Origin of the sequence: Pseudomonas sp. R38(2017), assembly GCF_002112395.1 — a bacterium.
In the GTDB taxonomy this organism is placed as follows: domain Bacteria; phylum Pseudomonadota; class Gammaproteobacteria; order Pseudomonadales; family Pseudomonadaceae; genus Aquipseudomonas.
Window position 1 is genome coordinate 229,042 of record NZ_NEHN01000008.1, and the last position, 16,301, is coordinate 245,342.

The window sequence follows — 16,301 nt, forward strand, 5'->3', positions numbered from 1 at the left end:
ATGTGGTCACTGAGCGCCTGGCGACGCCGACGCACTCTGGCGAAGCACCCGATTGCCGATGATATGTGGCAGCGGGTGCGTCACCACTTGAGCTTCCTCGACGGTATCAGCGCCACGGAAGATCAGTGGCTGCGCGAAGCCAGTGTCCTGTTCCTCGAAGACAAGCACCTGACCGCCCTGCCCGGCGTCGAACTGCATCAGGAACAACGCCTGCTGCTCGCCGCCCAGGCGCAATTGCCACTACTGCACCTTGGCGATCTGAACTGGTATCAGGGCTTCCACGAAATCATTCTGTACCCCGACGACTTCCTCAGCCCCCAGCGCCATCGCGATGCCAGTGGTGTGGAGCACGAATGGGACGGCGAGCACAGCGGTGAAGCCTGGCAGCAAGGGCCGATCATCCTCGCCTGGCCCGGGGTGATGGCCAGTGGTGGCTGGGAAGGCTACAACCTGGTGATCCACGAACTCGCGCACAAACTCGACATGCTCAACGGCGACGCCAACGGTCTGCCGCCGCTGCACGCTGACATGCGGGTCAGCGACTGGGCCCAGGTGATGCAGGCTGCCTACGACGATCTCAACCACCAGCTCGACCGCCACCCCGACGCAGAAACCGCTATCGACCCGTATGCCGCCGAGAACCCGGCCGAGTTCTTCGCCGTCACCAGCGAGTACTTCTTCAGCGCTCCGGATCTGCTGCACGAGGCTTATCCACAGGTGTATGCGCAGTTGCAGCTTTTCTATCGACAGGATCCACTGGCACGGCTGAAGCAACTTCAGGCCAAGGACCCGGTCTATCAGGCACACGACTAAGGCCTGGACGACCTTCGGTGCATGGCATCGTGAGTGGAATATGCCTATAATCGCCGCCACTTTTTGGTCAATCCGGCCAAGTGTTTTGGTCTACTAACGGGGGCAACGCCCAATGAGCTACAGCAAGATTCCGGCTGGCAAAGACCTGCCGAACGACATCTACGTCGCGATCGAGATCCCGGCCAACCACGCGCCGATCAAATACGAAATCGACAAAGACAGCGATTGCCTGTTCGTTGACCGTTTCATGGCCACCCCGATGTTCTACCCGGCCAACTACGGTTATATCCCGAACACCCTGGCTGACGACGGTGATCCCCTGGACGTGCTGGTTGTAACCCCTTATCCGGTTGCTCCAGGTTCGGTGATCCGCGCGCGCCCGGTCGGCATCCTGAACATGACCGACGACGGCGGCGGCGATGCCAAAGTCATCGCAGTCCCACACGACAAGCTGTCCCAGCTGTACGTGGACGTGAAGGAATACACCGACCTGCCAGCCCTGCTGATCCAGCAGATCGAGCACTTCTTCGCGAACTACAAAGATCTCGAAAAAGGCAAATGGGTGAAAATCGAAGGCTGGGACGGCGCTGACGCTGCCCGCGCCGCGATCACCAAGTCGGTTGCTGCCTACAAAGGCTAAGCCTCGCGACCTGCGACACGCTTGAAGAAAACCCCGGTTGATCCGGGGTTTTTTGTGCCTGGCTGGCAGGGTCTTAAACGACTTGTTTATGGCGCCCTACAGAAAAGTTTTAGTGTGTGTAATTTCCCACAAGTACGTCTTACATCCCGTCGCAAAATTTGCCGCGATTTTGAACGCAAGGTTTATTCAAACCGCTCTAGGCCGGCCGTAGACTCGTGTTTATGAGAAAGAACACTAGCGGTCCAAGATTCAAGGCACTCCTGGAAGCTGCGAATATCACCACCACGGGATTCGCAAAGTTCTGGGGCACGGAAGCCCAAAACGTTCATAACTGGTACACCCGAGGCGTACCCGCGTACCGCATGGAAGAAGTTGCGCGCCTGCTGTCCGTCAACAGCCAATGGCTGAAGACCGGTGAAGGCCCGAAAGAAGCGCCGCACCTGTACACCGCCGGCGACACACTGGATGCCCAGGCGATTCAGGGCGTCTATACGGTGCTCGAATCCACCGACATCGAACTGCCGCTCTACAAGGAAGCCCCTACGGCCCCTGGCTCCGACAAGACCCATGTCATCAAGGACCCGGAGCAAACCATCCGCCTGCCCCGCAGCCACCTCGAAACCCTGGAAATCCGCCACACCGACGCCATCTGCACCCACATGATCGGCAACAGCATGGCCGAGAAAATCGAAGACGGCTCCACCCTCGCCATCGACCGCGGCCTGACCCAGGTTGTGGACGGCGAAATCTACGCCATCGAACACGACGGCATGCTGCGCATCAAATACCTGCACCGCATGCCCGGCAACGCCTTGCGCCTGCGCAGCCACAACAGCGCCGAATACCCGGACGAAATCTTCCGGGCGGCGCAAATCGAGGAGCAGAGGATTCATGTATTGGGGTGGGTGTTCTGGTGGTCGACGCTGGGCAAACGGCGGCCGGTGGTGCCGTTTCTCTGAGTAACCCGGTGTGGTGGGAGCCAGCCTGCTGGCGATGAGGCCCTGAAAGTCGGTACAAATCCTGGATTTTCTCCAGTTTGATCGCTCTAAACCGCACTTCAAGCTGGGAATCAGAAGCAAAACTCAGTATCCTGCGCCCCACATTCGCGCATCGACCCGCCAAGCGGCCCAGATGACGCCTGACGCGGCAGACCACTGTCTGACCAAGTCCCACAGCCGGGCGCAAGATCCGGGTGTACGTTTTGAAGGCTGGCGCGGTTTACCAAAAATAAACCAAGCCAGTCCCCGAGAAGCCGGCCACAAGCCGGCTTTTTAATGCCTGCTGAAAAGCCAAACCTACCGTCCGAAATCTGAATCGCCGCTTGCCGGATACCAAACGCGCTTGTACCGTAAAGACAAACGTCATTACAGGTAACTCATCATGGCATCCATCAACATTCGTATCGACGACGAACTGAAACAGCGCGCCTTCGCAGAGCTGGAAAAGCTCGGGCTGACACCCTCAGAGCTTCTGCGCCAAACGCTTCAATACGTCGCGGACCGGGGCAAACTACCATTCAAAGCGGCATTGATTAGCGAAGAAGATGAAGCGCTTATCGCCGTGGTCACTGAACGACTTGCCGCTCCTCAGCGAGTCAAGGTAAGTCTGGATGACCTATGACCTCGAGTTTGATCGTCGTGCATTGAAGGAATGGAACAAGCTGGGCGATACGGTCCGTGAACAGTTCAAAAAGAAACTCGCCGAGGTTCTCGAAAATCCTCGCATAGAAGCCAACAGGCTTCGGGAACTGCCGGATTGCTACAAGGTGAAGCTGAAAAGTGCTGGATATCGCCTGATTTATCAGGTGATTGATCACGAAATTGTGGTGTTCGTAGTCGCTATCGGAAAGAGGGAGCGAGAGGCGGCTTATGACGCTGCACAGGATCGACTGTCGTCCCAACCCTGAGCCAGTTAATCATTAGGGTCAATTCTGAAATTGGGCAGCACCTGCTGCCCAATTACCCTCACGGATAACTAAACGACTTCACCAACGTCAACTCCCCCACCGCCCGCATCGGCACCAGGAACGTCTCCATCTTCTCGCTGGGTGTCCCTTCCTCGGTAATCACCGTGACCTGCGCCGTAGTCAGCGGCTGTACCGCCTCTTCCCCACCTTCATCATCCCCGCGATAACCACCGCCAAAGTAGTTCACATACACCAGATACTGCCCCTTGATCGGCGCCGGCATGGCGAAGATTTCCGGGCCGTAACCAGTGGTCACGTCGACGTCCAGCGCGGCGCCGTTGGGAGCTACGCGGTCGCCGTACCAGATGTGCGCGCCGTCAGGTGTGATCAGGTGCAGGTCGAGGTCGGTGCCGTCGCTGTCCCAGGACAGCAGCACGCGCAGTTTGGCCGGGGTGGCGCCGCCGCTGACGTTGAGGAATTGCGTGCGGTGGCGTTGCTGGCCGTCGGGGCTGCGGACTTCGACGCTGTTGCTGCCGTTGGGGAAGGAGAACGGGCGATCGAAGCGACCGCTGTCGTCGATTTTAAGCGGCATGCTGACGCCGTTGACGATCAGGCGGCCGGGCTCTTTGCTCTTCGGGGTGGCTTTGATTTCGCCGCTGATGCGCGCGGTGTTGGCCTGGCCGACCGGGGTGTTCACCGAGGAGGCCGGGTAGTTGACGGTCTGGCGAAAGCTCTCGCCCTCACCCTCAGGCGCGCCGCTGCGCCAGCCGCCGATCGGGGTGTCGAGTTTGACGCTGTCGGCGGCCATCGCCATCGGCAATGCATTGAACGCGCAGAGCAACAGCAAGACCTGTGGATAACGGAGTGTCATGGTCTATTCCAGCAAAAGGTGACGGGCGAGCCCTTCGATGTAGGTTTCATCCTGGCCGTTGGGGTGTGCTTCAAAGGCCAGGTGCAGGTATTCGTGAGTCAGGTCGAGGCGGTCCTGCAAAGTCAGTACGCCGCGCACATAGATGCGCTGACGTTCGCGGTCGACGAAGGGGCGGCCGAAGGCGAGTTTGCAAACGGCGAAGGTGCTCACTTCGTCGTAGCCGGTTTCCCTTTCCAGACGAGGGCGCCAGCCGCGCCGCTGCTTTTGCAGCCAGTCTTGCGCGGCGGGCAGCGCTTCGCAGGACGCCACCGGGTTGTCCCAGCGACTGAGGCTGGCGCGCGGATAAGCGTGCAGCAGAATCGCGTCGTAACGCTGGCCGGCATTGGCTTGTTCGACGGCTTGTTGCCAAGCGAGTTTGTCCGGGCCGGGTTGATCGGAGTGATAAGTGACGGTGCTGCCGGCCAGCACCAGATCTGACGTCCACGCCGCGATGTTGCGCGACTCGACAGAGGCTGGACGTGGTGCGACCCGTTGGCGGGTGCTGCTGTCATCGATGCTCAGGCATTCGCCGTTGCGCGTGGCGTTTTGCAGCAGATACGTACGGATCGCCACGGCCAATGCCTTAGCCGCTTCAGCAGGTTCCGGTTTGGCTTCACGCTCAAGAACTCGAGCGACGTACTCTTCACGATCCAGCCGCGCCACAAGCTTGTCGTTGAGCAGAAACAGTTCGCCGTCGCTGTGGATATCCAGCGCATTGCCGTTGGCGAATTCGACATGGTAATCGCCCTGCAACGGGCCGGAACCCGCCACCCGATCACCGGCCAGAACCCGGGTAACGGGATAACGCGAAAACAAACCGACCTCGACACATCGCCCCGCGTCCGCCGGCCATGACGCGGGCAAAACCGTCGCCAACGCCGAACCGTAATGCCGCAGAACCATCTGACTGGTGCCCCGACCACCGGCCCAGATCGGCGAACCGTCCGCCGTCCAGCCAGCGAAACCGCCCTGACGTGATTGCGGATCCTGATCGCCGAGCCAGCTCCAGGTTTTCACCCGCAAGCGTCCGCCGAGTTCACCGACGACATTGCCGTCCGCCGCGTTCAGCACCACGTCGAGCAGCACACGGCGCAGCTGATCCTGAGCCGGCAACCAGGATAAAACCTTCAGCAAGTCCGCCACGGACACCCGGGTAGCCGGTTGCACCGACGGCAGGTCCAGCAACCACGACGGCGCCTGTCGCGCCTGCCAATAGGATTTCCAGTCGCCAGCGGTTATCCCCAACCGCGCTGGCTCGAAATACAGCCCGCAGGATTTCACCAGCGCCTGTTCACGTTCGATCTTGCCGCCCGCGGTGCAGCAATAGACTTCTTCCTTCGACTGTCCGCGGCATTCATAGGCCGGTTCCCGTGCACCGGTATCCACCAGCCACGCGTAAACGAACACCTTCCACAGACTGCCCAGTGGTGTATCCAGCGACGACGGCAACGGCTCGCGAGCAGTCAGTTGCGTGGTGTTCAGCGACAGTAACTCGCCCTTGTAGGCCACGCGCAACGGTTCATCCTGCGCCGTCGCCAGCGCAGGAATCACACACATCAGCAGCCACAGCAGCGGCCGGGTCATGTCAGTTGACCGTGACCTGACCGAGGGCCGCTTTCGCTTCGCGGGCCTGATGCTGCGGTGCGTAGACCTGAGTGAAACGCACCGGTGGCAGGTTGAACTGGCCTTTCTGCGAGAAACGCACCAGATGGCGCAGACGCAATTCACCGCTCAGCGCATCCACCGGCACCGCGTAGGCCAGTTGGCCCGGTTCGAAACGTGCTTTCTCCAGCGCGGTCGGCTCGGTGCCGTCCTTGCCCTGCAACTTGATGCCCCACGTGGTGCGCTCGACATCGGCGCCCGGCGGCAACGGCACTTCGAGCATGCCGTAGCGCAGCGGTTTCGGTGCCTTGCTGGTGAGGATCACTTCGTCCAGATACAGACTGTCGCTGGACAACGGCTTGCTGCCGACCGGTTCCAGTTTGAAGGTGAAGGCTTCGTCACCCGGCACCAGACGCGACAGGCGACGAGTGATAGTCACCGCCATCGGATCGACCGCCGGTTGCTGGGTCTGGAAGCTCAACGCGGCACGCAACGGACGCTCCTGAGTGCCCGACACCGTCAACACGCTCGGCACCGGCGCAGCCCCCTGCCACGTCCAGAACATCTCGCCGGTCGCGCCGTAGTTTTTCCTCCAGCCGTCGCCCGGTGCCAGCGCGATGGTCGGCGACGCCTGAGCGATGCTGCGTTGCAGCCAGGTCAGCGCCAGCGCACGTTCGAGGGTCGATTGCTGCGGCAGCAGGCGCTGCAACAACGCTGTTGCACGGGCCTGATCGAACGGTTGCAGCGACAGGTTCAATGCTTCGACAAACGGTTGCGAGCTGACGGCCAAACGCTGTTGCGCAGCGCCCAGCTGACGGTTGAACGCGTCCGGCAAAGCGACTTTCGACTGCGTGGCCAGCGATGCGGTCAAGACCCGCGCCGCCGCCAGACCGAGCGCCGAATCCGGATCGCCCATCACCAGACTGTCTTCGCCGTCGTCCATCAGGGTTTCGGCATTGCCTTCCCCGGCCTTGGCCAGATCCTCCAGCAAACCGCTAAGCAGCGTGTTGACCGGCAAGTGCATCTGTTTGGCGAACGACAGGATCAGCGCCCGTTGCAGCAACGGCGTGTTCGGCGCCTGCTTGGCGTAGACCTCCAACACCCGCTGCCAGTGCTCCGGCGGCAAGGTCAGCTCCAACACCTGGCTGGCGTTCCAGTCGGCGTAATAGGCGTAAGCGGTGAGGAACGCATCCGGCTCGCCGTCGAAGCCCCACCAGGTGAAGCTCGCCGACGGCCCGGCCATTTGCACCAGACGCAGACGGCTGTTCTGCATGATCAAACGCAAGCGGTCACGGATCTGCGGGTTCGATGCCAGCGACGGATAGGCGATGCTCAGCGGCAGCAAGCGGCTGGCGGTCTGCTCGACGCCGCCGTACGGATAGCTGAGCAGGTCGTCGAGGGCCGAACGGAACAGCGCTTGCGGGCTGTCATCCAGACGCAGGCGAATGTCGGTGGCGTCTGCCGGCAGGCTCAGCGGCGTGTCACCGCTGGCTACGTCGAGGCTTTGAGTCTGCGTCACTTGCCAGCCTTCGCCGGTCGCGGTCAGGCGCACCGCGAGGGCGTCGGCGGTTTTGCCGTCCTGCACCAGTTCGGCGCTCCACTCGCCGGTGGCCAAGGCGAAGGCCGGCAGCGGCAGGTAGTTGATGCCGTTGTTCAGGGTCACCGGCAGGCGCTGTTCGGCGCCGGCGTAGTGCGTCACCAGCTCAGCCTTGACCGGCTTCTCGGCCTGGCTGAAGGCGAACACGCCAAGTTGCGGCTGATCGCCCTTGCGGAATTTGCTTGGCCCGCTCCACTTCAGGTACAGCGGTTTTTCCGAGCGGACGAACTGCTTCTTCTGCCCGACCTGACCGTCATCGGCAATCGCCCGCGCAGTGATGCGCCAGCGGGTCAGCGAGTCCGGCATTTTGAAGGTGAAGCGGGTCTTGCCGTCGGCATCGGTCAGCAACTCCGGCTGCCACGCAGCGGTGTCGACGTCTTCGCGACGCGGCCGCTCCAGCACTTTCACCCCGCGCTCGCTGCGGTTGGCCTTGCCCGGCGCGCCAGGGCTGCCCGGCAATGCCACGTCGTAACTGATGAACGACAGGCTGGCGCTGGTGCGCACGTTATTGCGGCGCGGGTGATAGAAGAACTGATCAATGGTCGGCGCGACTTCCGGTTGCAACGCGTAGACCATTTCATCCACGACGCTGACCGTCAGGTGCGCCGGCACAGCCTTGCCGGCGAATTGCGTGGTCAGGTCGACCGTCACGGTATCGCCCGGTTGATAGGTGTCTTTGTCGGTCTTGATCGCCACGTCGATCTGCGGCGCAACAACCTTGATCCCCGCGTTCTGAAAGCTGTACTGACCGCCCTTGGTGTACAGCACCGAGAACGTCAGGTTCGGCGCGAAGTTGTTCTTCACCGGGATGCGCGCGCGGTATTGGGTGTCGCTGAGTTTTTCCAGTTTCAGCCAGTCGCCGCCCTTGGCCAGCAGCGCGGTAGCTTCAACCTTGTCGCGTTCCAGCGACAGCAGTGCATCGCTGACAGGTTCCGGGAATGTGATCAGCGCCAATGCTTCGTCGCCGGCCTTGTACTCCGGTTTGTCGAGGACGATGTCCACGGTGCCCGGCACAGCCTTGACGCCGTCGCCAGTGACCGAGTGGCCGGTACCGCCAAGCACCCGGCCGAACTGATCCTTCAGCGACAGGTTGTAGGTCCCCGGACGATCGAACGTCACACTGAAGCCTTTGTCTTTCGCCGCCAGTTTGCCTTCGCCGGTGGTCTGGTCTTCGAGTCGAACCCAGCTATAGCCGCTCGGCACCACGGCCTGGGCCTGTTCACTACCGCCCTCGTTGGCGTAGCTGAACGCGACCTTGTCACCGACCGCGCTGAAACGCTGCGGCGCAGTCAGACGGAAGCTGGCGGCGCCGCGGTCGATGAGGATTTCCTTGGTGGTCTTGACCCGATACGCCGCGCCATCGCTGGCAAACACGGTGAGCATGTAGCGGCTCGGCTTGTCGGCGGCCGGCAGGTCGAGGGGCGCGTTGCCCTTGCTGTCGGTGGTCAGTTCGGTGCTGGTCAGCTCCACCGGGAATTGCCCGAGGTATTGCAGCTCGTTGTCGACCATCGACAGTTGCTGGGCGCGCAGGCTCAGGGTCAGTTTGGCGTTGGCCACCGGTTTGCCGTCCGGGTACAGCAGCACCAGGCTGCCCTTCACCGGATCGCCAGTGCGGTAATCCTGCTTGGCCAGATTCAGCGAGATTTCGAAGTGCGGCTTGATGTACTCCGCAACCCGGAACGCGCTGCTGTAGGCTTGATCCTTATAGTTGAAACGCAGCTCATAACCACCGGCCACCGCGTTGTCCGGCAACTGGAAGCGGCCCTGGGTGCCGGCCTTCGAATCGAGTTTCAGATCGAGCCGCTGCAACTCGGTGCCGGTCGCATCGAGCACGCTGACATTGACGTCCGCCGCCCCCGGCAACACCGAATCCCGCGCGTTCTTGAATTCGCGGCCGACGATTTTCAGCGACACCCAATCGCCCGGGCGATACAGCGGCCGATCGGTGAAGGCATAGAGTTTGGTGTCGTAAATTTCGCTGTCGTAATAGAAGTTTTCCGAGACGAACACCCCGCCCTCTTCGTCCTCGCCAATGACGAACGAACGCTCGGGGCTTACGTGTTTCAGGCGCAGCAGACCATCGGTATCGGTGGCGCCGCTGCTCATTACACCGAGGCCGTCGGTCCACAGCACATTGACCTTCGGCACCGAGCTGCCTTCGTGTTTGCGTGCGGCCCAAACCAGCAATTCATCACCGGCAATCTTGCTCACCGCGACGGTGTTGGAAACGAAAACCATGGTGGTCGCGCGGTACTTGCCAATCAGCGCTTCGACCAGATACAGACCCGGTTTCAGGTTACCCAACGGGATGTACACGTTACCCGGTGCAACGCTGACGAACTCGCTGGACGACCCGGCCAGATTCACCCCGGCAGGCGGCTGAATCGGCTTGGCCTGCCACAGCGGATAACGGAACTGGCTGACCACCGGCAGACCCGGAATCAGGGCAAATTGCGGCTGAGCGTCGTACGGCGTCGGCGCCGCGATGGCGTTGCCCATCTTCAGTTCCGGCACCTCCTCGGTGACTTGCTGGCGCGACTCGTAGGAGAACGCACGCTGCATCACCCGACGGGATTTGCGGTACCAGTTGTCCCACAGGTACGCGAGGGTATTCGACAGGCCTTCGCCCTTGAACTGGCCGTCGCTGACCACGCGGTGCAGGTTCTTCTGGCGCTTGAGGAAGTCCAGCGGCTTGTCGATCTTGTACACGCGGATGTCGGCGCCGCCGTACGGTTCCATGCGGAAGCGACGGTAGTCACGGCCCGGTGCTTCGAGGCGCACCACCGCCTGCTCGTCGCTGGCGAAACTGCTGTCGGCCAGCAGGAAAAAGCTTTCACCGGAGACCGGCGTGTAGCCGCTTGGCTCCACGGTGTCTTCGGCATTCACGGCCGAAAACGGCAGGGCCAAGAGCAACAGAAAAGGCAGTAAACGCAGCATGCGGGCACCGGTCATTGGGAGAGAAAGTTCAGTCGATAGACGCCGATGAAGTTGGGGTTGGCTGCGTCGGGTATCCATCGGGTGTCCTTCCATGTCATGAGTTGCTGCAGGCTTGCCGAACGCATGCCGTTGTCGGTTGGGGTGGTCGTGCCGGTGTGATAGGCGATGTAGCGGCCCATCCAGATCATCAGGTGCTGGTCGTCGCCCTGATCGAAAAACATCAGATCGCCGGGCCGTGCCTGGGACACGTCGCGGCCGATCAGATGGCTGTTGAACTGAATCAATTTAATCGCGTTGACGTAGGGCCCGACCTTGCCGCCGCCCTGCTGCCATTGCTGGGCGAACTTGCGTTGCTCGTCGCTCAACGCCAGCTCCGGCGGCAGGTAGCGGTTGGACACGCCATTGCTGCGCAGCCATTTGTCGTCATGGACTTTCAGCGCTTCGTTGGCGGCAAACCGCACCAGCCCTGCGCAGTCCTGCTGATACCAGCGCGGGCTCGGGCCTTTGCTCAACTGCTCCTGAGCGATGCGCACGAACCAGGCGCGAAAGACCTGGGATTGCGCAGGATCGAGCGTCGGCGTTTCGACTGCTCGGGCATCCGCGCTCAGTAACAGCGCGAGCAAGCCGAGGCTGCGGATCAATCCAGTCACAGCGCTTTCCACTCCAGCGGCAGCCATTGCCAGTGGCCGTCGGGCTCACTGCCTTCAGGCAACGTCAGGGCGTATTTGCCGTAACCGCCGAGAGTGCGCAGTTTCGGGATCAGGTAGGTTTGCGCGGCGTTGTAGAACACCGGCTCCATGTCCTGGGGCAGGCTGTCGAGGGTTTCCTGCTGCATCAGTTGCGCCATCGAATCCGGGCCGAAGTAGATCGGCATCAGCACGTCTTTGGGCAGCACATCGGCCATCGGCGGGAAGCGTTTGTCGAGGGTGCCGAGAGCCTTGTCGACCAGTTTGTCATCGAGGGAAAACAGCAGCGTCGATCCGTAGCGCGCCAGGCTGACTTTCATGAACGCCTTGCCGGTGATCGCGTCCGGATTCTCGGCATCCTTGGCCGCGTACGGGCCGAAGTTGGAGCTGACCTGACGCTGCCAGAGGTGGCTCTGGCCTTCCTGCTTCTCGACCACCGGGAACGCGTGGTCGTCGACCTTGCTTTCGTAGGCACCGACCATCAAATCGAACAACGTGCCGATATCAGCGTCGAGTTTGCCGCTGTCCTCGTCCTTCAGACTGGCCACCAGCAACGGCGTGTACAGCCGCGAATCGGCGTACCAGCACAGGCCCGCCGCGCCGGCCACGTGCTCGGTGAGTTTCTGTGCCACCGCTTCTTCGGCGCCGAGTTTCACCAGCAACGGTTTCTGCGGTTCGGCGGCCACTGGCAAGGTCACGCAAGCGCTGGCGCCCAGCGGCATGGCCTGCCAGACCGGTTTGAAATCGAAGTCCGGCTGGTTGTCCAGCTCATCCATGGCCAGGAAGCTGTGCCAGCCCTTGTCGTCCATGTCGAAACGCAGGCCGGCGAAGTTCGGGATGAAGCGCTGGTAACCCATGGCCAGGACGCTGGAGTTGACCGACAGGCGCTGTTTGGTTTCAGGCGTCTTGGCCGGCAGCCCGAACGCTTCGGGGAACAGTTTTTCACCGTTGAGCAGCGCCGCCAGCGCTTGTGGCGAGACGTGGCCGGACTCTTCGGAAGCACCGCTTTCCGGGTCGTAGAACTTGGACGGGTTGGAAAGCACCACCAGTTTGTCGCCGCGAGAGGCGAACAACAGGGATTTGCTGGCGTTGTAGGTCAGTTGATACAGCGGCACTTCGTCACCGCCGACTTTCAGAGTGCTGAACACGCTCAGTTGCGAATCATCCAGAGCGACTTTCGCCAAGGGCTCCAGCAACTTGGCCAAACCGCCGCGATCCATCACCAGCAGGAAATCCTTCAAACGACCATCGGCGCCGCGCCACAGCGCCACGTCCGCCGGTTGATCGAAGAGTTGCTCGATCAGGCTGTCTTGCAGCTTCAGGTCATGCTCGTAGATGATCCGCCGCAGACTGCCGATCAACCCGAGACGGTCGGCGTGGGTTTCGTAATAGAAGACGAAATCCTCGGTGAGCGTGGCTTTGAGGAACGGCACCGTCAGCAAATCCTTGGGCAACTGGCTCAGGGAGCGGGTTTCCAGCAACGCGTCCGGGCGGCTCAGCCCGAGCTTGTCACTGGCCAGTGCCGCCGCCGGCAATTTGGGCTTGTGCATCAGCCAGCCGAGCCCGCCCGCCACGCCGGCCACCAGGCACAGCCCGGCCACCAGCAACGGCCAGCGCCGGGAAGGTTTGGCGGTGGGTGCGGCGGTCGCCGGGGTCTCAGTGTTTTCGCTCATCTTCTCGCTCATGTTCCCAAAGCTCGGCAGTTCATCCGTGGTGCGGGATGCTTAATAGTTGAAAGTCTTGACCAGCAGCAGATCACCGATGGCCCGCAGGGGCACGATGAACGTTTCGCGTTTTTCGTCGACGGTGTTTTCGTTGAGCACCAGCGTGATCTGCGAGGTGATGACCTCGTTCTGGTTGCTGGCCTCCTCGAAGTTATAGCCGCCGTCGCCGAAGTTGCCCCAATAGTTGACATAAACCAGATAGGTGCCATGCAGCGGCGCGGTCATGGTGAACATTTCCGGGCCGGGGCCATCGACGCCGTCCGGGTCCAGACCGCCGCCGTTGGTCAACGCCGTGTGGGCGAAAAACGCATGCTGGCCGTCCGGGGTAATGATGTGCAGGTCGAGTTCGGCCTTCGGATCGTCCCAGCCCAGAACTACGCGAATCCGCGCCGGTGTGCGCAGGTTGTTCGCTTCGTAGAACTGCACACGCTTGAGCGACTGCCCTTCGGCGCTGCGCACTTCGACGCTGTTGGAGCCCGCGCCGAACGCATAGGGCCGGGCAAAACGCCCATCGTCGTCGGTGTACAGGTTCAGTGGGTTGCCATTGACCGCCAGGGTGTGCGGCCCGCGCTGGTTGCCAATGGCCTTGAGCTGGCCCTGGATCATCGTGCGATTGCGCTGGATGCCGCGATCGATGGGCGGCGTGGGATAGGCGACTTGCGGGTTTTCACTGCGGTCGAGCAAGCCGTTGTAGCGCCAGCCGCCCACCGGTTCCGACATCTCGGCACTCGGCGCGGCCGACAGCGCCGGCGCGCAGGCCAGGCCGATCAGCAGCAAAAGAATTGAACGCATGTAATGCCTCCTGCCATGCCTGAACGAAACCTTGCACCCGATCCTCGGTACTTCACAGCGGTGAAAACTGCGTTTCGTCTGAAAGACCCGTGACTGTCGGGTCGTAGAAGGCGCGAAGGTTAGCGACTCGGCAGTTTTTTAACAATCGGATACATCTTGAAATGCGGTAGGAATCACGCCCTCGGGTGGACGATGAGCCGAATAGGCGTCATATTCGGCTCACTAAATGAGCCGAATAGCGTTTCTATTCGGCTCACGCACTCAGGAATGGCATTTCATGGCTACTCACTGGATCTGGCAGCAGCCCGACTGGCCCGACTTCAACTGGCAGGCTGAGCGTCTCACGGCGCTGTTGCGCGAATGCGTTCAGGCGCAGGGACAATTGATGGGCATGGCGGGATCAGTGGGCAATTCACTGAGCGCTCAGACTGAACTGGACGCGTTGCTGCAAAACATCGTGACCTCCTCGGCCATCGAGGGGGAACAATTGAATGTTGAATCCGTGCGTTCTTCACTGGCACGACGCCTGGGGCTGGAATCGCCTGATGGCGACAACGTCAGCAAGCGCAGCGAGGGGCTGGCACAGCTGATGCTCGATGCCACTCATCGCTTTGCCGAACCGCTGACACTGGAGCGATTGCTGGAATGGCATTCATGGCTGTTTCCAGAACAGGAGAGTGGTTTCCTTTCGCGTGCAATCAATGTCGGCGCATTACGCGGCGATGAGCCAATGCAGGTGGTTTCCGGACGAATCGACCGTCCGACCGTGCACTTCGAGGCGCCACCGCGACAAGGTCTTGAGCGGCAACTCGACAGTTTTCTCAAGTGGTTCGACGCCAGCCGGCATCAGGCAGGCCTCGATCCTTTGCTGCGAGCTGGCATCGCACATTTCTGGTTCGTCACCTTGCATCCATTCGACGACGGCAATGGGCGCCTGACTCGCACCCTTACCGACCTGGCACTGGCTCAGGGCGAAGCGCAGGCGATTCGTTTTTATGCGATGTCCGCCAGCATCCTCGATGATCGTGCGGGCTATTACTGGATTCTCGAATCAAGCCAGAAAGCCACGCTGGACATCACCGACTGGCTCACATGGTTCCTGCAAACCTTGCTGCGCAGCCTGCAGCAGGCCATCGCGCGGATTGAAAGTGTGTTGGGAAAATCACGCTTCTGGCAGGCGCACCGCGAATCCGGGCTGTCGGTGGAGCAGATCAAAGTGCTCAATCGCTTGCTCGATGGTGGTGAACGCGGTTACGAGCACGGCATCAGTGCGGCGCAATACCAGAGTGTGGCCAAAGTCTCCAAAGCCACGGCCACCCGACATCTGGCGGAACTGCTGGAAAAGGGCTGCCTGCAACGTCTTCCGGGCGGGGGGCGGAGCACTCGGTATCAGATTCAATATCCGGGTAACTCGACCGACTGACACCCTTGTCCGTCGGCCCGCTCATTTGCCCATAAACCCCCTATCTGCTAGTGTCGCGCCGGTTTAACGTCAACCGGAATTAGCCGCCATGGCCCGCAAAAAAGCTGCACTGGATTTCGAACAGTCCCTCGCCGACCTGCAAACGCTGGTCGAGCGTCTGGAGAACGGTGAATTGTCGCTGGAAGACTCGCTGACCGCTTTCGAGCAGGGCATCGGTCTGACCCGTGACTGCCAGGCAGCGCTGGCCCAGGCTGAGCAGAAGGTCCAGGTGTTGCTGGAACGTGATGGCGAACTGGCCGAGGAACCCTTCGACGCGGATCAGCCAGAATGATCGCGGCGTATTCGGCGACCAGCCAGGCGCGGGTCAATGCGGCACTGGAAACCCTGTTCAACGCACCGCTGCCAGAGCTGGCGCGGCTGTACGAAGCGATGCGCTACAGCGTGATGAACGGCGGCAAACGCGTGCGTCCGTTGCTGGCCTACGCCGCCTGCGAAGCCCTCGGCGGCAAGGCCGAGCAGGCCAACGGCGCGGCGTGTGCGGTGGAGCTGATCCATGCGTATTCGCTGGTGCACGACGATTTGCCGGCGATGGACGACGACGATCTGCGTCGCGGCCAGCCGACTACCCACAAGAAATTCGACGAAGCCTGCGCGATCCTTGCCGGTGACGGCCTGCAGAGTCTGGCCTTCAGCGCCCTGCTCGACCCGCGCCTGAGCGACCTGAGCGCGGATATTCGCCTGCAGCAGGTCACGGCGCTGGCGCACGCGGCGGGTCCGGCCGGCATGGTCGGTGGTCAGGCCATCGACCTCGGCTCGGTCGGCCTGAAGCTTGATCAGAAAGCCCTCGAACAGATGCACCGGCACAAGACCGGCGCGCTGATCGAGGTCAGCGTCAAGCTCGGCGCCCTGGCCAGCGGCCGCGCCGAGAAGGATGAACTCAAGGCCCTGCAAAGTTATGCACAGGCCATTGGCCTGGCGTTCCAGGTGCAGGACGACATCCTCGACGTCGAAAGCGATACCGAAACCCTCGGCAAACGCCAGGGTGCCGACATCGCTCGCGACAAGCCGACCTACCCGGCCCTGCTCGGCCTTGACGCGGCCAAGGCTTACGCTCTGGAACTGCGCGATCAGGCCCTGCACGCGCTGCGACCGTTTGACGCGGCAGCCGAGCCGTTGCGCGATCTGGCCCGGTATATCGTCGACCGGCGCAACTAAAGGCTAATCAGCCAAAAAAGACCAACGCGTGGGCAGGGGACGATGCATCAGGTAAA

Annotated in this window: 14 protein-coding genes; 8 read left to right on the forward strand and 6 right to left on the reverse strand. The window is 61.5% G+C overall.

Annotation, left to right across the window (positions count from 1 at the left end; all coding sequences use genetic code 11):
* From CAF87_RS21405 to CAF87_RS21425, 5 genes are all read left to right on the forward strand, one after another.
* Window positions 1-813, forward strand: a complete 813-nt coding sequence (locus CAF87_RS21405) for a zinc-dependent peptidase (RefSeq protein ID WP_085732971.1) — start codon at window positions 1-3, stop codon at window positions 811-813.
* A gap of 112 nt (window positions 814-925) precedes the next feature.
* The gene (gene ppa / locus CAF87_RS21410) at window positions 926-1,453 is read left to right on the forward strand and encodes an inorganic diphosphatase (RefSeq protein WP_007933577.1); all 528 of its coding nucleotides are present in this window, start codon (window positions 926-928) and stop codon (window positions 1,451-1,453) included.
* A gap of 221 nt (window positions 1,454-1,674) precedes the next feature.
* Window positions 1,675-2,412 (forward strand): helix-turn-helix transcriptional regulator, encoded by a 738-nt coding sequence (locus CAF87_RS21415; RefSeq protein ID WP_085732972.1) that lies wholly within the window; start codon window positions 1,675-1,677, stop codon window positions 2,410-2,412.
* A gap of 421 nt (window positions 2,413-2,833) precedes the next feature.
* Window positions 2,834-3,073 (forward strand): type II toxin-antitoxin system RelB/DinJ family antitoxin, encoded by a 240-nt coding sequence (locus tag CAF87_RS21420; RefSeq protein WP_085732973.1) that lies wholly within the window; start codon window positions 2,834-2,836, stop codon window positions 3,071-3,073.
* Window positions 3,063-3,359: a type II toxin-antitoxin system RelE/ParE family toxin gene (locus CAF87_RS21425; RefSeq protein WP_085732974.1), complete on the forward strand. Its 297-nt coding sequence runs from the start codon at window positions 3,063-3,065 to the stop codon at window positions 3,357-3,359. Before CAF87_RS21420 ends, CAF87_RS21425 begins: the two co-directional genes overlap by 11 nt.
* Before the next feature lie 58 nt (window positions 3,360-3,417).
* Here CAF87_RS21425 and CAF87_RS21430 read toward each other — a convergent pair whose 3' ends face one another.
* The 6 genes from CAF87_RS21430 to CAF87_RS21455 are packed head-to-tail and all read right to left on the reverse strand — an operon-like array spanning window position 3,418 to window position 13,607.
* On the reverse strand, window positions 3,418-4,230 hold the full coding sequence (locus CAF87_RS21430) for a YfaP family protein (RefSeq protein ID WP_085732975.1): 813 nt from the start codon (window positions 4,228-4,230) through the stop codon (window positions 3,418-3,420).
* A 3-nt stretch (window positions 4,231-4,233) separates the two neighbouring features.
* Entirely contained in the window at window positions 4,234-5,853 is a 1,620-nt protein-coding gene (locus CAF87_RS21435; protein WP_085732976.1) for a DUF2300 domain-containing protein, read from the reverse strand.
* Window position 5,854: 1 nt separating this feature from the next.
* On the reverse strand, window positions 5,855-10,420 hold the full coding sequence (locus CAF87_RS21440; RefSeq protein WP_085732977.1) for an alpha-2-macroglobulin: 4,566 nt from the start codon (window positions 10,418-10,420) through the stop codon (window positions 5,855-5,857).
* Window positions 10,417-11,082, reverse strand: coding sequence for a DUF1175 domain-containing protein (locus CAF87_RS21445; protein ID WP_170929639.1), 666 nt, complete (start codon window positions 11,080-11,082; stop codon window positions 10,417-10,419). The genes CAF87_RS21440 and CAF87_RS21445 overlap by 4 nt, the downstream gene beginning before the upstream one ends.
* The gene (locus CAF87_RS21450) at window positions 11,052-12,764 is read right to left on the reverse strand and encodes a DUF2138 domain-containing protein (RefSeq protein ID WP_085732979.1); all 1,713 of its coding nucleotides are present in this window, start codon (window positions 12,762-12,764) and stop codon (window positions 11,052-11,054) included. The genes CAF87_RS21445 and CAF87_RS21450 overlap by 31 nt, the downstream gene beginning before the upstream one ends.
* Before the next feature lie 51 nt (window positions 12,765-12,815).
* A complete protein-coding gene (locus CAF87_RS21455) occupies window positions 12,816-13,607 on the reverse strand; it encodes a YfaP family protein (RefSeq protein ID WP_085732980.1) in 792 nt (263 codons plus the stop codon).
* 277 nt (window positions 13,608-13,884) lie between these two features.
* Here CAF87_RS21455 and CAF87_RS21460 point away from each other — a divergent pair, with 277 nt between their 5' ends.
* The 3 genes from CAF87_RS21460 (at window position 13,885) to ispA (ending at window position 16,245) form a co-directional block, all read left to right on the forward strand.
* Window positions 13,885-15,030 (forward strand): Fic family protein, encoded by a 1,146-nt coding sequence (locus CAF87_RS21460; RefSeq protein WP_085732981.1) that lies wholly within the window; start codon window positions 13,885-13,887, stop codon window positions 15,028-15,030.
* Window positions 15,031-15,118: 88 nt separating this feature from the next.
* Window positions 15,119-15,361, forward strand: coding sequence for an exodeoxyribonuclease VII small subunit (locus CAF87_RS21465; protein WP_007894317.1), 243 nt, complete (start codon window positions 15,119-15,121; stop codon window positions 15,359-15,361).
* Complete coding sequence (gene ispA / locus CAF87_RS21470; RefSeq protein ID WP_085712314.1) at window positions 15,358-16,245, forward strand: (2E,6E)-farnesyl diphosphate synthase; 888 nt, start codon at window positions 15,358-15,360, stop codon at window positions 16,243-16,245. Before CAF87_RS21465 ends, ispA begins: the two co-directional genes overlap by 4 nt.
* Window positions 16,246-16,301: the final 56 nt, after the last annotated feature.